The sequence below is a fragment of the Vibrio sp. 05-20-BW147 genome, from assembly GCF_013369385.1.
GTDB lineage: Bacteria > Pseudomonadota > Gammaproteobacteria > Enterobacterales > Vibrionaceae > Vibrio > Vibrio floridensis.
The window spans coordinates 19,818-39,068 of record NZ_SZTO01000024.1; the positions used below are offsets into that span (position 1 = coordinate 19,818).

Consider the following 19,251-nt stretch of genomic DNA (forward strand, 5'->3'; position numbering starts at 1 on the left):
TGGGACACATAAAGACATTAGGCTACAAACACCGACTTTCAAATTGTAACTATATTGACCGGAGAGTATCTTCCATGAAAAAGACCAAAATCGTATGTACGATTGGCCCAAAAACTGAGTCTGTAGAAAAACTGACTGAGCTAGTCAACTCAGGTATGAACGTAATGCGCCTGAACTTCTCTCACGGTGACTACGTAGAGCACGGCACTCGTATCGCGAACTTCCGCCAAGTAATGGAAAACACAGGTAAGCAACTTGCTATCCTTCTAGACACCAAAGGTCCTGAAATCCGTACTATTAAACTAGAAAACGGCGATGACGTTGAACTAGTAGCTGGTCAAGAGTTCACTTTCACCACTGATACTTCTGTGGTTGGTAACAAAGACATCGTAGCGGTAACTTACCAAGGTTTCGCTGCTGACCTTTCTGCTGGCAACACTATCCTTGTTGATGATGGTCTAATCGAGATGGAAGTTATCGCAACGACTGCGACTGAAGTTAAGTGTAAAGTACTGAACAACGGTGCTCTAGGCGAAAACAAAGGTGTTAACCTACCAGGTGTTTCTGTAAACCTACCTGCGCTATCTGAAAAAGACAAAAACGACCTTAAATTTGGTTGTGAGCAAGGCGTTGACTTCGTTGCAGCATCTTTCATCCGTAAAGCATCTGACGTGAAAGAGATCCGTGAAGTTCTAGCAGCAAACGGCGGCGCGAACATCCAGATCATTTCTAAGATCGAAAACCAAGAAGGTGTTGATAACTTCGACGAAATCCTAGAGCTTTCTGACGGTATCATGGTTGCTCGTGGTGACCTAGGTGTAGAAATCCCTGCAGAAGAAGTCATCTTCGCACAGAAGATGATGATCGAAAAATGTAACCGTGCGCGTAAAGTGGTTATCACTGCAACTCAAATGCTAGATTCTATGATCAAGAATCCACGTCCAACTCGTGCAGAAGCGGGTGACGTTGCGAACGCAATCATGGACGGTACTGATGCAGTTATGCTTTCTGGTGAAACAGCGAAAGGTAAGTACCCTGTAGAAGCGGTAACTATCATGGCGCAAATCGCTAACCGTACTGATTCGGTGCTAAAAGCAGAACTAGGTTCTCGTCTAGACAGCCCACGCCTACGTATCACTGAAGCGGTATGTAAAGGCGCAGTAGACACCGCTGAGAAACTCGCAGCACCACTGATCATCGTTGCCACTGAAGGTGGTAAGTCTGCACGTTCTGTACGTAAGTACTTCCCAACTGCAAACATTCTTGCGCTAACGACCAACAAGAAAACAGCAGCTCAACTTGTCCTGACTAAAGGCGTTACACCTGTTGTTGTTGATTCAATCGACAACACGGATGCATTCTACGTAGCAGGTAAAGAGCTTGCTCTTGAGTCTGGCCTAGGTAGCAAAGGCGACATCGTTGTGATGGTATCTGGTGCTCTTGTTGCTTCTGGTACAACTAACACGGCTTCAGTACACGTACTATAAAAAGTCGTTACAATTTGTAAATAATAAATAGAGGGCTTCGGCCCTCTTTTTTTATGAAATGGCTTGCGATAACAATCAGTACGCTATATTATCAACCAGAACTGCATACCGTTAAAATAAACGTACTGAAAAATAAGCATAATATATTGTTATCTATGAGGTAATTTGTGCCTAGCCCAACCCTAACAGACAAAGTAGCCAAAATGATCTGCCAAGATATTCTTCAAGGCAAACTCAAACCGGGTCAAAAACTAGTTGTTGCAGATCTTAAAGAAACATATGGCGTTGGCGCATCACCAATCAGAGAAGCATTGGTTCAACTATCATGGATTAAGTACGTTAAGCTCGAACCGCAAAAAGGGTGTTGGGTTTCCCCATTCTGCGAACATGAACTGAGAGACTTATACGAAAGCCTTCGTGTTGTATCACCAGTATTATTAAAAAAAGCAATCGCTTGCAGTAGCGAGGGCTGGGAGCTAGACCTGCTGACAGCCTATCATAAACTTTCTCGTGCAAAGAACATTGAGATCCCAGACAGCTGGAGCGAATGGGAAGAACGTCAACAACATTTCTTTACCACTTTGCTTGCGGGTGCTGAAGCAAAAAACATGTATGCTTTCTTTAGTGATTTGATAAACCAAATCAAACGCTACCGCTATTTTGCCCTCTCTCAACACCAAGGTAATCATCACTCTCTGTTTGATCTTGAAGAGCATGAAATGATCATGAAATTTGCTTTGGCAAAAAACACCGAAGAAGCGGTACGTCTTTTAGACAGTCATCTTAATAGCTCGATGAAAATGGTTGAATCCGCTATCCACCAGGCCGCTTAATTTTCATTTTACAGAAACAAAAAATCGGGGATTTTCCCCGATTTTTTATTTGAGTGATACCCAACAACTTGAAGTTGCGGCTTCAAGTTGATGTGTTTGCATCTACCAACCGAAGAACTCTTTGTGATGCGTGTTGAGCAAAAGGATCAACAATAAGAAGTAAATTGCGCTCAATTTAAATCCAAGTACCACTAGGGTTCCAATGGTCAATCTAACTAAAAAATGGTTTAACATACTCTGCCTCTAGCGCCCGAACTGAGTATTTCCTTATAAACACGCAACGCGCGACGTTTCCGTTCAAGACAAGGGCAAACTGCACTGAACCGATCTTGCTGTTTATCATCACAAAACATGACAACAATCACAGCAAAACCACTTAGGGGTGACAGTTTACTTAATAACCATTTTAGTTCAATTTTGCTCACATATTAGACTTTAGTCTAACTGTATATATCTCATTACAATTCCATCGTAGCGGATTAAGCGAGATCTTCATCGTTGTAGCAGAGGGAGACTTTGTTGCGGCCTGAGCTCTTAGAGTCGTACAAAGCAATATCGGCACATTTGTAACTGAGAGTACTGTTGGAGGTAAGTTCGGTGTAACCTACGCTAATCGTGACATCGACTTGTTTGGAAATCGACACCGCGACACGAAGGCGATTTAACACCACCTCCGCGGCAGAAACGGTGGTGTGGGGCATGATGATGGCAAACTCCTCTCCACCAACGCGCGCTAAAAGATCGGTGTTTCTCAAGCCATTTTGAAGAATCTTAGCCACTTCGCGTATCACTCGATCGCCTTCATCGTGGCCCTGCTCATCATTGACCCGCTTAAAATAATCGATATCGACTAAGGCTAAGCATGCCATAGGGGTCGCTGGATAACGCTCGATCAAGCTGGTATGTTGAGCAAGTTGCTGTTCAAACTTACGTCGGTTCCAGATTTGTGTCAGTTCATCACGCTCACTTAAGTTTCTCAAGCGTTCCTCAAGCTCTTTGCGCGCACTGATGTCCACCAGCGAGGTGATGTAATAACTCACTTGGTTGAGAGAGTTTTTCACTGCTTGAATACGCATGATCACCGTGATGATGTGGTTGAGCTTGGTTTGGCAACGAATTTCCCCTTCCCATACTTCATTCTTCTGCAACGCACTCCATGCTTTGATAACGGTTTCTAATTCGTCATTCAAAAAGATCAGTTGTTGAGCGCTTTTCCCTTCAATCTCATCCCCCTGATGACCAAACATCATTTCGAACTCATGATTCACGAGAATAATCCGGTGAGAAGTGTCTGAAATCATCACGGCGGTCATGCCATTCAACGCCGCTCTGGCCAATTTACTTTCTAAATTGCGCTGGCGATAGTGCAGTACAATCGTCAGAGAGGGCAGCGCGACAACTAGGATCAAACACAACACAAAGAGTGCTTCACGCGTAAGATCATTCACGGCAATTTTCGAGCGTTCCATTAACTGCTGTTGATCCATATCGATCAGCAAGTAGAGATCCCTGTCTTGGCCAAAGCTGACACCGTTATGAACCACTAAATCCTGCTCATCGTAGCTGTAACCTGCTTTCTGGTGTCTAAACTGCAGCCAAGCTTGCGGATATTGATCGCTAAAACGAAAGGCTGCGCGCTCTGGCAAAAGGTCACCGAACTGCTTTTCTTCTTCCTCACTAATGACGAAGTAACCGCGGTCGTTGACGATCTCAATATTAAAATCTTTCACGGGTGAGTAATTCAGCCGATCGGCGATGTAATCCACATTCAGATTTAGCGCCAAATATCCTTTGCGCTCACCGCGTATCGTGACCGGAGTAAACATAGAAATAACTGGCACATAAGGTTTAATTAACTGCTCGTCTCGCGTATCTAACGTGATTCCCCACGCCCCGATTTCGCTATTTTCAAGTGTTTTGGCATAGATAAAATAAGCTTCTTTTGCATCATGTTGCTTCTTCACCGCTGGGAAAAAATAATTGCGACTGACATCGTAGTTGAGGCGCAGCTGCTCCATCCCTTCCATGTCCAACAGACGGATTTCGGTATACCACTTTTGGTTAACCACCACAGATTCCCACAAAGACATTAATGCCCGCTCCGATTGAGGATTGGGATCGACGATGAAATCCGTCAAGGTTTGGTTATAGGTCAGTAGTTGCAATACCGAGGCAACTTGATCATACAGGTTGTTGTATTCACGTTCGGTATAGGAGAGCTGATTGAGAGCCTCTTTCGCAGTGTTTTCAATATTGGCGTTGAGCAGATCTTGGTATTTATCCTGATAGTAGATGGCAATGAGTGCAGCGAAAAAAGCGCTGGTCAAAATGAGAATGCCGAGTAACTTTCTGATTTTCACTCGTAAGTTTTACCTATCAGGAAGAAGAATATCGCCGGAGTATAGCATAGATAGTAGTCAATTTAATCGCCATCAGGCACTACAGATTGATTGTGAAGTCACAATAATAATGACCACCCATCGGTGGCCATTACATCATGATGAGAGATAGCTTATGCTTTCAGCGCTCTTTCTCCGCGAGCAATGCCAACCACACCGCTGCGAGCAACTTCAATCACTTCCGTGACTTCAGAAATGGCCTGAATGAAAGCATCCAGCTTTTCGCTGGTACCGGCAAGTTGCACCGTGTACTGCGAGGCGGTAACGTCGACAATCTGACCTCGGAAAATATCCGCAGTACGTTTCACTTCTGCACGAGCAAAACCACTGGCTTTCACTTTCACCATCATCAGTTCACGTTCGATATGATCGAACTCCGTCACCTCTTGTACTTTCAGCACATCAATCAGTTTATGTAACTGCTTTTGAATCTGCTCTAACTGCATCTCGTCGGTCATCGTGGTAATGTTCAAACGAGACAAGGTTTCATCGTCCGTGGGTGAAACGGTCAAGGATTCAATGTTATAGCCACGCTGAGAGAACAGCCCTACCACACGAGACAAGGCACCCGGTTGGTTTTCCATTAACAACGAAATAATGTGTCTCATATTAAGTTCTCTCCGTTTTGCTTAGCCACATTTTGTCCATGCCTTCGCCTTTGATTTGCATTGGGTAGACGTGCTCAGTTTCATCCACATTGATATCGACAAACACCAAGCGATCTTTCATGTCGAGGGCGCGTTTAAGCTCTGACTCGAGTTGATCGGGGGTTTCAATACGAATACCTACATGGCCATACGCTTCTGCAATGGCTGCAAAATCAGGAACAGAACTCATGTATGAGTTAGAGTGGCGACCTTGATAGATAATGTCTTGCCACTGTTTCACCATCCCTAGGAAACGGTTATTCAAGTTAATAATTTTGACCGGAATGTCATATTGCATGGCAGTCGACAGTTCTTGAATGTTCATTTGGATACTGCCATCCCCCGTCACCACCACCACTTCTTCTTCTGGCATGGCGAATTTCACCCCCATACCAGCGGGCAGACCAAAGCCCATGGTGCCTAGACCACCAGAATTGATCCAACGGCGCGGTTTGTTGAACGGGTAGTAAAGCGCGGCAAACATTTGATGCTGGCCTACATCTGACGCAACGTAAGCATCCCCATTGGTCAGCTTATGCAGTGTCTCGATCACTTGTTGTGGCTTGATGCGCTCCGAAGAGGTATCGTAGGCGAGGCAATCGCGTGCTTTCCAGCCTTCAATTTCATCCCACCAGCTCGCTAAGGCTTGCGTATCGTTTTCAGCACCTTGCTCTTCAAGAAGTGTCACCATGGTCTCAAGCACTTGCTCTGCTGAACCCACGATGGGTAGGTCAACTTTGACGTTTTTCGAGATCGAAGAAGGGTCGATGTCGATGTGCATGATCTTCGCATTAGGACAGTATTTTTCTAAGTTGTTGGTGGTACGGTCATCAAAACGTACCCCGACACCAAAAATAAGATCGGCGTTATGCATCGCCATATTGGCTTCATATTTACCATGCATGCCAAGCATGCCTAGAGCGTTTTTGTGGGTCCCCGGGAAAGCACCGAGCCCCATTAGTGTGCTTACAACGGGCAAATTTAATGTTTCAGCAAGCTTGAGGATCGACTCATGCGCACCTGAGATAATCGCACCACCACCGATATAAAGAACGGGCTTCTTCGCTTCAAGTAATGCCTTTAGCGCTTTCTTTATTTGACCTTTATGGCCCGAAGTGGTTGGTTTGTATGACCGCATGCTGATTGACTTAGGATATTCATAAGGCAGTTTGATCAGCGGATTCATCACATCTTTTGGTAAGTCGATCACCACAGGGCCAGGGCGGCCTGTCGTGGCAATGTAAAATGCTTTCTTGATGGTCTCAGGAATGTCTTCCGCACGCTTAACGAGGAAACTATGTTTAACCACAGGGCGAGAAACACCAACGATATCGCACTCTTGGAAAGCATCATTACCAATTAAGCTATTGGGTACGTTTCCTGAAATAACGATCATCGGGATGGAATCCATGTAAGCCGTGGCAATTCCGGTGATGGTGTTCGTTGCGCCTGGTCCTGAACAAACTAGGACAACGCCAGGTTTGCCTGTGGCACGAGCATAACCATCAGCCATGTGGGTCGCGGCTTGTTCATGACGAACTAATACATGCTTGATTTGTTCAGTTTTGGCGTGAAGAGCATCATAAATATCCAGTACTGAACCACCGGGATAACCAAAAATTTGCTCTACGTTTTCTTCGATCAGAGATTGAACAACCATCTCTGCGCCTGACAACATTGCTGTCATAGTGCTTCTCCTTAGCCAGTTTCCATTAAATAAGGTCAATCTAATGGGCTGGTTTTACATAGTTTAGGGCTTATTTGTAGCCTAATTCGAAAAAACTTCATTTTTTGCTATGTCCTGCCTTTGTCATAACAAAGAGCAAGGTAACGCAACAAATGTAACTTTTTATTATCAGCAGGTCTAATGAGAGATAGATCGAAATTTAAACAAGATGCTATTTATTAGCACTTAATAAGGAATAGATCGCGGCTAGAAGCCGTTAATCAGGATGATCACTATATTGCTTCGTTAAAAAAAGAACAAAAATTCACACCTCACTCAGTTCTGACGGCGAGAATGCTGTTTTAGACAATACAAGGCAACGCCTGCCTACAGGTGTCAAAGACGAAAAAACCTCACTGGCGTTTCACACTCAGTGAGGTTCATCAAGGATCAATGTGATGTCAATGTCCGACAGAAAGTCTTATTTCTCTTTCTTGTCTGAATACATTTCTTCGATTTCGTCTTGATACTTGTCGTTGATCACCTTACGGCGCAATTTCTGCGTTGGCGTCAACTCACCTTCATCCATAGAAAATGCTTTTGGCAGCAACTTGAACTTCTTCACTTGTTCAAATTTCGCCAGCTCTTTTTGCAGATCGTTAACGCGCTTCTCCAGCATTTCCACGACTTGGTGATGCTTAATCAATTCAACGCGATCGTGATACTTAATATTGAGCTCTTTGGCGTACTCTTCCAAGGAGTCAAAACAAGGCACAATCAAAGCTGAAACGAATTTGCGTGTATCGGCAATCACCGCGATTTGCTCAATGAAATGATCTTTACCAATCGCACCTTCAATCATCTGCGGGGCAATGTATTTGCCTCCAGACGTTTTCATCAGCTCTTTGATACGATCGGTAATGAACAGGTTGCCGTACTCATCAATGTGACCCGCGTCGCCCGTTTTAAGGAAACCGTGTTCATCAAACGTTTTCTCCGTTTCTTCTGGGAGCTTGTAGTAACCACGCATCACCATCGGACCACGAACCAAAATTTCGTTGTTTTCGCCAATCTTTACTTGTGCGCCCGGCATCGCCATGCCGATAGAGTCGGGGTTAAAGCACTTGTCATCCCAACATGAAATCGTTGCTGTGGTTTCGGTCATGCCGTAGCCCAGCTTCACGTTGATACCAATCGCATGGAAGAAACGGCCAATGGTTTCATCCAGTTTTGCACCACCACATGGCATAAAGTTGATGTTGCCGCCTAGCAGGGCTCGCAGTTTTGACAACACCAGCTTATCCGCCAACGCATGGGCTTTTTTCAGCATCAATGAAGGCTGGCGACCTTCTTGGTGGCACACGGACATCTTCGCGCCCATGTTCACCGCCCAGGTGAACATGATTTTGCGCATCAGCGGTGCGCGAGAGACTTTCTCATGGATGGCAGAGAAGATTTTCTCGTAAAAACGCGGTACGGCACACATCACCGTTGGCTTGATATCACTCAGAGCGTCACGAACTTGCATGGTATCTTGTAAATAACAGTTCGTACCGCCTTTATACAGAACGTAAAAGGTCCAAGCGCGCTCAAAAACGTGTGATAACGGCAAGAAACAAAGCGAAACGTCGTTTTCTGTCAGGCTTAAGCGTCGATCATGTCCCTCTAATTGAGCGGCAATGTTGGAATAATCTAACATCACCCCTTTCGGCTGCCCCGTGGTGCCAGAGGTATAGATTAGCGTCAGCAAATCCTCAAAATTTGCCTGTTCTAAACGTCGTTCGAGCTCAGCACGGGCCTCTTGTTGACCTTGTTGAATGAATGCTTTCCAATGGATCGCAAAGTGATGTTCGCCTAAATCAATATCGTCTGACATGGCGACAATCAGGTTCAGTTGCTCACACTCATCGAAGATTTTCACTGCGGCGTCAAATTGTGGCTGTTCACCCACAAACAGAACTTTAACGTCGGCATTTTGCAGAATATAAGCCGCTTGAGCTGCCGTATTGGTTGGATAAATCGGGACCGTGACTGCACGTAATTGTAGGGCCGCAAAATCGGCCACCGTCCACTGCGGCATGTTATTAGAAAAGATAGCGATCTTATCTTGGACTTCAATGCCCTGCGCAAGCAACGCTAGGGATAATTCATCAATTTGCTGACCAAATTGCTTCCAGCTAATACCTTGCCAAACTGCACCCACTTTATGCTTGAGCGCAACTCGCTCCGCACCTTGTGCAATCTGCTTACGAATTCGTTTTACGATGTGAAAATCTAAATTGGCCATGTCTCTTACCTTTGGCTTACACATGTAAGCTCTATTTGCGGGCACAGTGTAGCGGTGGGAACAAAAAACGCAACTGATGAGGGTCAAACTTATGCTCAATTAGAGAGAATCATCAATAACAAGATAAAAAAATGCCCTCATGGCCAAGGCTCAATGAGGGCATCCAATTTGTAACAGGCCGTGTCGGTTATACCGCAGCAACCACTTCGCCACATGTCACCATCAGCAGATCACGCAGCCAAATGTGGCCTTTGTCTTTTTCTGATGACTCGTGCCAGCTTAAGAAACCGCTGATTTCACGATTTTCAAATGGGAAGTCAAGAATCTGTAGCTGCGCGTTGTTTGCCGCATTTTCCACAATCCAGCGAGGAGCGATCGTCACAAGCTCAGATTGACCAACCACATACAGAACGTTGCTCAAGCTTGTGCCCTCGAAATACGCTGCTACATCCAGATCGCGATACGCTTGCTCAGAGAAGCTACGTTGGCCGTGAATGCGAGACAGTTTCGCGTGACGCTCTTGCATCAACTGCGCTTCTGTCACTTTACCTTGAATACGAGGATGCTGCTTAGACGTCACAACCACGAGTTCATCTTTGAAGATCTCTGTGCTTGAGAAGCCTTGCTCGTCAAAACGTGCGTAATCAATCACAAAGTCGATTTCTTGATAGCGCATACGCTCAGAGAGCATGCGATCAAACTCTGCATCCAAATGCAATTGTACATTAGGCGCTTTGTTATGAATGTCTGCCATAATGCGTGGTGCAAAACGCATATCACATGGGCTGCAAATCGCTAGTTTGAACAGACGAGTTGAAGACTCAGGCTGGAATACAGAACTTGGTAATTCATTGCGGATCAATTGAAGCGCTTGGCGGACTGGACCAAATAATTGGCGAGCACGCTGGGTCGGTTGAATACCACGGCCTTGACGCATGAAAAGCTCATCATTAAACATCACTTTTAAGCGAGCAACCGCGTTGCTCACTGCAGGCTGTGACATGCCTAAATTATGTGCTGCGCGAGTAATATTTTGCTCTTGCATAACGGCATCAAATACCGTTAGTAGGTTGAGATCCACTCCGCGTAAAGTACTTTCCATTCGATAGCTGGCAATCGCGCTCATCGCATCTTTTTTATCTAACATCTAGTGCGCCTCTCGTGTAACGGTCAACAAATTTGAATTTGATAGTCAGGAATAGATAACCTGTATTTCTTATATTTATCGCCCCCATCACTCTCAGGGCGCAGCTCACTATCATTGAATTCATTGATGTTTAGCAACTAGATTGATAATTAATCACAATATTTTAGCCAATTATCATTTTTGTTGATTAAAAACATATATTTAAGCAAAACCTAAAAAACTATAAAAAACAGAAATACCCTCATAAGTAGCAATTATTGACCTAAGTGATGTCTCATCTCTTGACCCACTTAAAGCATTTACTCCAACTATTGTTTCACCACAAAACCCAACAATCTCGTCAATATTAGCGTTATGAAATTGACACGTAACTGGGAAAGTCGACTTGTTGCCATAGTTGCTCACACAGCGTTTGATGACATGACCACTCACCTTTGAGTATCCATTCGACAATCGCCGGCGCCACTTGAGGATAAATGACTTTTTCCGCCAACGCGTCTTGCAACCAACGCCGCACAACCTGACTGTCCAAGGTGTCCATCACCGTCGCTAAGCCAAGAGTTTCTAAGGTCGCCACGTTGCTTTGTTGCTCAAATTGCCCTTCAAGTGGTTTCACTAATAATTTTTTACCTAAGGTCAACGCTTCTGAAGGAAGCTCAAAACCACCATTCGCGATCACCCCTTTACAACGATGTAAATCTAATTGAAATGAATGATGATCGAGCGCACGGAGTGAAATATTGCCTTCCATTTCTTCCGCGAGCACATCTGGGTGATAACAGATGAATGACTGCGATTTAAAACGCCACAACAGCTCGCAAATGGATTCCAACTGTTCAAAGGGTAAATAAACCAGAATCGCATCGCTTTGCTCGGTTTGGTAACAAAGCGTGTGAACAATCGGCGGTAAGATCGGTTGATCAAAATGGTACCAATGCAAACCTAAATGAATGTTAGCAGGAGCAAAATGACGCAGTACTTGCTTATCGAGCCATGATGCTCCCCGCAATGGCACAGAATAACGAAACGCATTTTGATGACTAAGCCCAATGCAAGGCTTATTTTGTCGTTTAGCAGCCCACGCCGAAACCGGCTCGAAGTCACTGATCACCAAATCATACTGACTAAGATCTTGCTGCTGCACTTCTTGCTTCAGAGTCAATAAACTGTTTTCGAGCGCAGTTTGCCAATAATCCACACGGCCATTTTTCGTCGCAAAGGTGAGCCCTCGACACGTTTTGTACTGGCCAAAGGCTTCCATGGAGAAATAGCGCTTCGGGTCTCGACCAGAAAAAAGAAAATCCACTTGGCAATGCTGCGCCGCAAAAGCGTTTGCCATTGCCCGAGCACGGGCGATATGACCATTCCCCGTGCCTTGTACGCCATACAGAATTTTCATAGGCTCACTCCATTACAAGAATCAAGGCCAAAGTGGCACAGGCATGACCGAGCAGAGCACCAATCACAATATCACTAAAAAAATGCACGCCCAGTAAAATGCGTGACAACCCGATCAGGGTTGCCCAGCTAAACGCAAACCATGTCAACTCTGGGAAGAAGTAACTTGTGATGGTGGCCATGACAAACCCTGCGGCGGTGTGACCCGAGGGCAAGCTGTAGCGATCTGAAGGGGTGATAAAAGCGGGCAAATAGGCACTGTACTCTTCTGGGCGACGGCGCTTGAAACTGTTTTTGAGCCCCCAATAAATGGGTAACTCAATAATAAAGGCCAGCAAACCACAGATCAAAAACCACGTTCCTAGTGAAGGAATAGCCAGCCATGCGGCCAGTCCAATCAAGGCGTAAAGGTGCCCATCACCACTGTGGGAAATCGCTTTACTGATGGTTGCCACTTGGTAATTGAATCTATGTTTTAAGCAAAAGCTAGAAAGCGCAAAGTCAAAGTCTGCAATACGTTGTATCGGCAGACGCAGCGTGTTGATCGATTTCATTGTTGCCATCCTGAATGTCGTTCTCCTGCTACTAAGCTAGGAAACCAGAGTGACAATCCCATGAAAGGAATTTGGCGATTTAGTGACAACGCCCTGAATCCTTGATAAGGCTTGGGCGATCAAGAAGATAGCGAGAGGGACAAAGGAAGAGGAGAAGATCGAAGAGAGCACGAACAGAGTGCTCTCTTTACGATCAATAAAGAGAAGAAAGCGCCATCGCGAGAATTAACTGGGATCGATCGACTGTATATACCAAATGTTTTTGTCTTTTCGACACGCTAGCAAATTACCTGAGCGAGCCTGATTGGCACCATTGAGCTGATACTGTAAATCACGACATTGATAACTGCCTGTCCACAAGGTATTTTGGCTTGCGGCTCTGGACTTCGGTGTTAACGCTGCATTAGGTTTCACCGATAAAATGTCACGCGGTTCGATACGACTTTGCACATAACCTTGATGCACGTAGCCTTCAATCATGCCCTGTCTCTCGACTAACAACCAAGGTGCACCAGGGACTTTTGCCAATGCGATGAAGACATCTCCCGTTTGCAGCTGCCCTACTTTATTTGATTTCGCAGATGGACCTGAGCGTAGGTTAACCACCGTGGTGGCACTGAATGGCAAATCCAGCAGAGACAGTTCTCCTGTCAATGATACCCCGGAGTAAACCTCTGTCCCGACAAGAAACGTTTTGGTTTTCGGATCAGAAGAAGCAATGCGCCATTGTGACGCCTTCAGCCCTTCTTTTTCCTCTCCACCAGCCATTTCAGAACTTTGGCTTTCCAGCAAGGTCGCCATTGCCGTCAAGAAAACATCCCTCTCAGTTGAACTCAGTGTAGATTCCAACTGCTTGTTAAGCACTTCTGCATTTTCTGATAGCTGCGCTGATGACACACTACTCACTCGACGTTCAGAGCTCGTAGACTGGCAGCCAAGTATAGTCACACAGCTTAAAGTCAGTGCCGCATACCAAGCCAGTTTGTAAAGCATCGTCTTCTCCCTTTACTTTTTCCATCGCTCACTCACGCTGTCTCGTATGCCAAATGCGGTTAACAGTGAGTAAGTCATCCAAACTGATACGTTGTTATTGAATTGGGCTCAATAGTGATGGGCAAATAGTGGCAGAGCAAGTATTAGAAAAGTATGAAAAAAAGCGCTTTAGCAGTCACCTCACATTACAGCGAGATTGTGAGCCCTCAGGAAGCAATACAAGGTTAAAGTTCCGTCAAGCTCGCCACCATTGCAAGGTCACTCTAACAAACTGATCCGATATGAGTAAAAAATCAACTTTAGGGTTGACGCGCAGCACTGAAGTGCGGTACTAATCTGTTAACTTAATTTTGTGGAACGCTTAACAAGATGACAGCACATTTTTCTTTCCTACTGAACCTCCTCCTCATCGTGACAAGATCGCGCGGGTAGGCTGTGGAAGAAAAATAAACCACACAGAATAACAAACAGCCCGCACATCGATGCGGGCTTTTTTATATCCAAACACAACATTGACCAGAAGAAATCGATTAACTGTCGAGAAAAGGAAGCGAACATGAACGATCAGGTAATTATATTCGACACCACGTTACGTGATGGCGAACAAGCGTTATCAGCGAGCCTAACGGTAAAAGAGAAGTTGCAGATTGCTTATGCGCTTGAACGACTTGGCGTTGATGTGATCGAAGCAGGTTTCCCGGTTTCTTCTCCTGGTGATTTTGAGTCCGTACAAACCATCGCTCGTAATATTAAAAACAGCCGCGTATGTGCCCTTTCTCGCGCCGTAGAAAAGGACATTGATGCCGCCGCTGAAGCCTTGAAAGTGGCAGAAGCCTTTCGTATCCACACTTTTATTTCCACCTCGACCATTCACGTGCAAGACAAATTACGTCGTAGCTACGATGATGTCGTTGAAATGGGCGTTAGAGCAGTGAAACATGCTCGCAAATACACGGACGATGTGGAATTTTCTTGCGAAGATGCCGGACGTACTCCTATCGACAATCTTTGTCGCATGGTAGAAGCCGCGATAAATGCGGGCGCGCGTACCATCAATATCCCAGACACCGTGGGCTACACCGTACCAAGCGAATTTGGCGGCATTATCCAAACCCTATTTAACCGCGTACCGAACATCGACAAAGCGATCATTTCGGTTCACTGTCACGATGACTTAGGCATGTCTGTCGCCAACTCCATTGCTGCTGTTCAAGCGGGTGCTCGTCAGGTTGAAGGGACAATCAATGGCATTGGTGAACGAGCGGGTAACTGTTCTCTAGAAGAGATCGCCATGATCATCAAAACTCGTCAAGAGTTACTAGGGGTCCGAACAGGCATCAACCACGAAGAAATCCATCGTACCAGTAAGTTGGTCAGCCAACTTTGCAACATGCCAATCCAAGCCAATAAAGCCATTGTCGGTGCGAATGCTTTTAGCCACTCTTCCGGTATCCACCAAGATGGCATGCTAAAGAATAAGAACACTTACGAAATCATGACGCCTGAATCGATTGGCCTGAAGAACCAAGCGCTGAACCTGACCAGTCGCAGTGGCCGTGCTGCGGTGAAGAGCCACATGGATGCCATGGGCTATAAGGAAGATGAGTACAACTTAGATGCGCTATACCAAGATTTCCTAAAACTGGCGGATCGCAAAGGACAAGTCTTCGACTATGACCTAGAAGCACTGATGCACTTCTCTAACCTGCGCGAAGAAGATGATTATTACAAGCTGAACTACCTAAGCGTGCAATCAGGCAGCGTGATGGCGACCACCAGCATTAAACTGTTGTGTGGTGATGAAGAGAAATGCGAAGCAGCCGTTGGTAATGGTCCTGTCGATGCGTTATACCAATGTATCTACCGTCTGACGGGCTACGACATCGTATTGGACAAGTTCGATCTCACTGCCAAAGGGGAAGGTGAAGACGGCTTAGGCCAAGCAGACATTATCGCCAATTACAAAGGCCGTAAGTACCACGGTACGGGTATCTCAACGGATATCGTTGAAGCATCAGGTCAGGCGTTGCTGCACGTTATCAACAGCATTCATCGTGCCAACGAAATTGCCGAAATGAAACAGAAAAAAATCGCAACCGTATAACTGTATTCCGAGCACTTCATTGTGCTTGGAACACCCATAATTTGCTCCAACACAGCACAATAAAATTCAATAATTAAAGGATTAACATGACAGACAAAACTTACAAAATCGCCGTTTTACCTGGCGATGGTATTGGCCCAGAAGTAATGGCTCAAGCACACAAGGTGCTGGATGCGATTGAGAAAAAACACGCGATTCATTTCGAACGTGAAGAGCACGACGTTGGCGGTATTGCGATTGATAATCATAGCTGTCCACTCCCCCAAAGCACGGTGACCGCATGTGAAGAGTCAGACGCGGTGCTGTTTGGTTCAGTAGGCGGCCCTAAGTGGGAACATTTGCCACCTAACGACCAACCAGAGCGTGGCGCGCTCTTACCGCTACGTAAGCACTTCCAGCTGTTTTGCAACCTTCGACCTGCTCAAATTCACAGTGGCTTAGAAGCATTTTCACCATTGCGTGCCGACATCTCGGGCCGTGGTTTTGATATTGTCGTTGTGCGTGAGCTAACGGGTGGTATCTATTTCGGTCAACCCAAAGGCCGTGAAGGTGAAGGCGCCAACGAAAAAGCGTACGACACGGAAATTTACCACCGTTTTGAAATTGAACGCATCGCGAAGATTGCCTTCGAGTCGGCTCGCCTACGCCGCAAGAAAGTGTGCTCTATCGATAAAGCCAATGTACTGCAAAGTTCTATCTTATGGCGTGAAGTCGTCGAAGAGATCGCTAAAGACTACCCAGATGTTGAGCTATCGCATATGTACATCGACAACGCAACGATGCAGTTGATCAAAGATCCTTCGCAGTTTGACGTCATGCTTTGTTCTAACATCTTTGGCGACATTATTTCGGACGAGTGTGCAATGATCACGGGTTCCATGGGCATGTTGCCATCAGCCAGCCTAAACGAAAGCAAATTCGGCCTGTATGAACCTGCTGGTGGCAGTGCGCCTGACATCGCAGGGAAAAACATCGCTAACCCGGTCGCGCAAATCCTTTCAGCCGCTCTCATGCTACGTTATAGCCTTGGTGAAGAGGCCGCCGCACAAGACATTGAAAACGCGGTTTCTCAAGCGCTAGCGGCCGGTGAACTGACTGCCGATCTTGCCGGTGACAAACCAGCACTATCGACCGCTGAAATGGGCGATAAGATCGCACAATACATTCTAAATTCATAAAAACACGGAAGTTCGAGCAATGGGCAAAACACTATACGAAAAAGTTTATGAAGCACACGTCGCGGTTGCCGCAGAAGGTGAGACGCCGATCCTATATATCGACCGTCATTTAGTGCATGAAGTGACTTCTCCACAAGCGTTTGATGGCTTACGTGAAAAGGGGCGCCAAGTGCGTCAAGTGAGCAAAACGTTCGCGACCATGGATCATAACGTATCCACCACCACCAAGGACATTAATGCGTCTGGTGAAATGGCCCGTATTCAGATGGAAACCCTGATCAAAAACTGTCAGGAATTCGGTGTCACCTTGTACGACATCAACCATAAATATCAAGGCATTGTGCATGTTATGGGGCCAGAATTGGGCATCACTTTACCAGGCATGACAATTGTCTGTGGTGATTCTCACACCGCAACACATGGTGCGTTTGGTTCGCTGGCATTTGGTATTGGTACTTCTGAAGTCGAGCACGTGCTGGCAACACAAACCCTTAAGCAAGCGCGCGCCAAAACCATGAAAATAGAAGTTCAAGGCAAAGTCGCTGACGGTATCACCGCCAAGGACATCGTCCTTGCCATCATTGGCAAAACCACCGCAGCGGGTGGAACGGGCTATGTGGTGGAGTTTTGTGGTGAAGCAATTACAGACCTTTCCATGGAAGGCCGCATGACCGTGTGCAATATGGCAATTGAGTTAGGTGCCAAAGCAGGCTTGATTGCACCAGACAAGACCACCTTCGACTACATCAAAGGTCGTAAATTCGCGCCAACTGGCGCAGATTGGGATGCGGCGGTTGAATACTGGAAAACACTCAAAACCGATGAAGACGCTAAATTTGATGCAGTGGTGACGTTAAACGCTGCTGATATCAAACCTCAAGTGACGTGGGGCACGAACCCAGGCCAAGTGATTGCCGTGGATGAGCCCATTCCAGCACCAGAAAGCTTCAGCGATCCCGTTGAAAAAGCGTCCGCTGAAAAAGCACTGGCGTACATGGGACTGGAAGCCGGTAAATCGCTGTCCGAATACAAAGTCGACAAAGTCTTTGTCGGCTCTTGCACAAACTCACGTATCGAAGATATGCGCGCCGCCGCTGTCGTCGCCAAAGGGCGCAAAGTGGCATCACACGTTCAAGCGCTGATTGTTCCAGGGTCTGAGCAAGTCAAAGCGCAAGCCGAAGCCGAAGGTTTGGATGTCATTTTCAAAGAAGCGGGTTTTGAATGGCGCCTACCTGGTTGCTCTATGTGCCTGGCAATGAACAATGATCGTCTAGGGCCACATGAGCGCTGTGCGTCAACGTCAAACCGTAACTTTGAAGGCCGCCAAGGTCGTGATGGTCGTACACATCTAGTGAGCCCAGCCATGGCTGCCGCGGCGGCAATTGCTGGTCATTTTGTTGATATTCGAGATTGGAAATAAGGGGAACACACATGCAAGGTTTTAAACAACACATCGGTTTGGTGGTTCCTCTTGATGCGGCGAACGTGGATACCGATGCGATCATTCCCAAGCAGTTTCTACAAAAAGTCTCTCGCTTAGGTTTTGGCAAACACCTCTTCCATGATTGGCGTTTTCTTGATGATGCGGGCGAACAACCCAATCCAGAATTTGTCATGAACCACGCGCGTTACCAAGGTGCCTCTATCCTGCTGGCACGAGAGAACTTCGGTTGTGGCTCTTCACGTGAGCACGCCCCTTGGGCACTGGCTGACTATGGCATTCGTGCGATGATTGCACCGAGTTTTGCCGATATTTTCTACGGCAACTCGATCAATAACCAAATGGTGCCTGTTCGTTTAACCGAACAACAAGTCGATGAACTGTTCCAATATGTGCAAGCGACGGAAGGGGCACAAATCGAAGTGGATCTTGAAGCGTTGAAAGTGCGCGCAAATGGCAAAGAATACTCATTTGAGATCGATGACTTTCGTCGCCACTGCTTGTTGAATGGTTTAGACCACATTGGTTTGACTCTACAACATGAGGACAAGATCGCCGCTTTTGAAGCTGATATTCCCGCGTTTCTGCGCTAATTACTTTAAAAATAATCATTAGAATTTTATATCAACGAGGCTGTAGCGAATGTACTCACATACTTTGGACAGCCTCGATCATATCGACGGTATGAAACTCACTAGTCCGCAAAAATTGCCAAGCTTCTTAGTACCAGCCTAAATAAATATAGCCTAATTGAGGTCATTCAACGATAGCAAGTGTGGAGTTGTTTAAAATCAAGCGATCTTGCCAACCAGCCCTTTGCGAATTACGAAGACATCGTCTCCGCAGTATGTCGGGCTTGGAATAGTTGTTGGGAACGCTCGGCCAGAGTCGGACAGATGTGCTCGAGAAGATGGATAGACCTGACCAGTTAATTTTCCAGATTGGTATAAATGTGTTGCTGACGGCTGGGGCTGCAGTCAACGGGCAAACCTTTTGCGAGACTCGTTGGTCGCAGACCAAAATAATACAACCGATACAAAAAAACCTCAGCATTTCTGCTGAGGTCTGGAATAAGTGGCGGAGCGGACGGGACTCGAACCCGCGACCCCCGGCGTGA

The 19,251-nt window shown here is 46.1% G+C and carries 14 protein-coding genes; 6 read left to right on the forward strand and 8 right to left on the reverse strand.

The features are described 5' to 3' along the window. The first annotated feature begins 74 nt into the window (after positions 1–74). Together pykF and FC652_RS17820 are read left to right on the forward strand one after the other, a co-directional pair. Positions 75–1,487, forward strand: a complete 1,413-nt coding sequence (gene pykF, locus FC652_RS17815) for a pyruvate kinase PykF (protein ID WP_176299633.1) — start codon at positions 75–77, stop codon at positions 1,485–1,487. 167 nt (positions 1,488–1,654) lie between these two features. Continuing rightward, positions 1,655–2,320: a GntR family transcriptional regulator gene (locus tag FC652_RS17820; RefSeq protein ID WP_176299634.1), complete on the forward strand. Its 666-nt coding sequence runs from the start codon at positions 1,655–1,657 to the stop codon at positions 2,318–2,320. Positions 2,321–2,799: 479 nt separating this feature from the next. On the opposite strand, the gene FC652_RS17825 is transcribed toward FC652_RS17820, so the two are convergent. The 8 genes from FC652_RS17825 to FC652_RS17860 all read right to left on the reverse strand — a co-directional run bounded on the left by FC652_RS17825 (position 2,800) and on the right by FC652_RS17860 (position 13,411). Then, complete coding sequence (locus FC652_RS17825; protein ID WP_176299635.1) at positions 2,800–4,680, reverse strand: diguanylate cyclase; 1,881 nt, start codon at positions 4,678–4,680, stop codon at positions 2,800–2,802. 152 nt (positions 4,681–4,832) lie between these two features. Next, positions 4,833–5,327 (reverse strand): acetolactate synthase small subunit, encoded by a 495-nt coding sequence (ilvN, locus tag FC652_RS17830; protein ID WP_011078726.1) that lies wholly within the window; start codon positions 5,325–5,327, stop codon positions 4,833–4,835. 1 nt (position 5,328) lies between these two features. Then, complete coding sequence (locus tag FC652_RS17835) at positions 5,329–7,053, reverse strand: acetolactate synthase 3 large subunit (protein WP_011078727.1); 1,725 nt, start codon at positions 7,051–7,053, stop codon at positions 5,329–5,331. Between the two features lie 460 nt (positions 7,054–7,513). Beyond that, on the reverse strand, positions 7,514–9,319 hold the full coding sequence (locus FC652_RS17840) for a long-chain fatty acid--CoA ligase (RefSeq protein WP_176299636.1): 1,806 nt from the start codon (positions 9,317–9,319) through the stop codon (positions 7,514–7,516). Between the two features lie 187 nt (positions 9,320–9,506). Beyond that, positions 9,507–10,466 (reverse strand): transcriptional regulator LeuO, encoded by a 960-nt coding sequence (gene leuO / locus FC652_RS17845; RefSeq protein WP_011078729.1) that lies wholly within the window; start codon positions 10,464–10,466, stop codon positions 9,507–9,509. 352 nt (positions 10,467–10,818) lie between these two features. Beyond that, positions 10,819–11,865, reverse strand: coding sequence for an MJ1255/VC2487 family glycosyltransferase (locus tag FC652_RS17850; protein ID WP_017421251.1), 1,047 nt, complete (start codon positions 11,863–11,865; stop codon positions 10,819–10,821). Between the two features lie 4 nt (positions 11,866–11,869). Then, on the reverse strand, positions 11,870–12,418 hold the full coding sequence (locus tag FC652_RS17855) for a phosphatase PAP2 family protein (protein WP_176299637.1): 549 nt from the start codon (positions 12,416–12,418) through the stop codon (positions 11,870–11,872). 225 nt (positions 12,419–12,643) lie between these two features. Next, positions 12,644–13,411, reverse strand: coding sequence for an SH3 domain-containing protein (locus tag FC652_RS17860; RefSeq protein ID WP_176299638.1), 768 nt, complete (start codon positions 13,409–13,411; stop codon positions 12,644–12,646). A gap of 556 nt (positions 13,412–13,967) precedes the next feature. On the opposite strand from FC652_RS17860, the gene leuA reads away from it, so the two are divergent. The 4 genes from leuA (at position 13,968) to leuD (ending at position 18,727) form a co-directional block, all read left to right on the forward strand. Then, entirely contained in the window at positions 13,968–15,515 is a 1,548-nt protein-coding gene (gene leuA / locus FC652_RS17865; RefSeq protein ID WP_176299639.1) for a 2-isopropylmalate synthase, read from the forward strand. 86 nt (positions 15,516–15,601) lie between these two features. Beyond that, positions 15,602–16,693, forward strand: a complete 1,092-nt coding sequence (leuB, locus tag FC652_RS17870) for a 3-isopropylmalate dehydrogenase (RefSeq protein WP_176299640.1) — start codon at positions 15,602–15,604, stop codon at positions 16,691–16,693. 19 nt (positions 16,694–16,712) lie between these two features. Then, positions 16,713–18,113 (forward strand): 3-isopropylmalate dehydratase large subunit, encoded by a 1,401-nt coding sequence (gene leuC, locus FC652_RS17875; RefSeq protein ID WP_011149403.1) that lies wholly within the window; start codon positions 16,713–16,715, stop codon positions 18,111–18,113. Between the two features lie 11 nt (positions 18,114–18,124). Further along, a complete protein-coding gene (gene leuD / locus FC652_RS17880; RefSeq protein WP_176299641.1) occupies positions 18,125–18,727 on the forward strand; it encodes a 3-isopropylmalate dehydratase small subunit in 603 nt (200 codons plus the stop codon). The last annotated feature ends 524 nt before the right edge of the window (positions 18,728–19,251 follow it).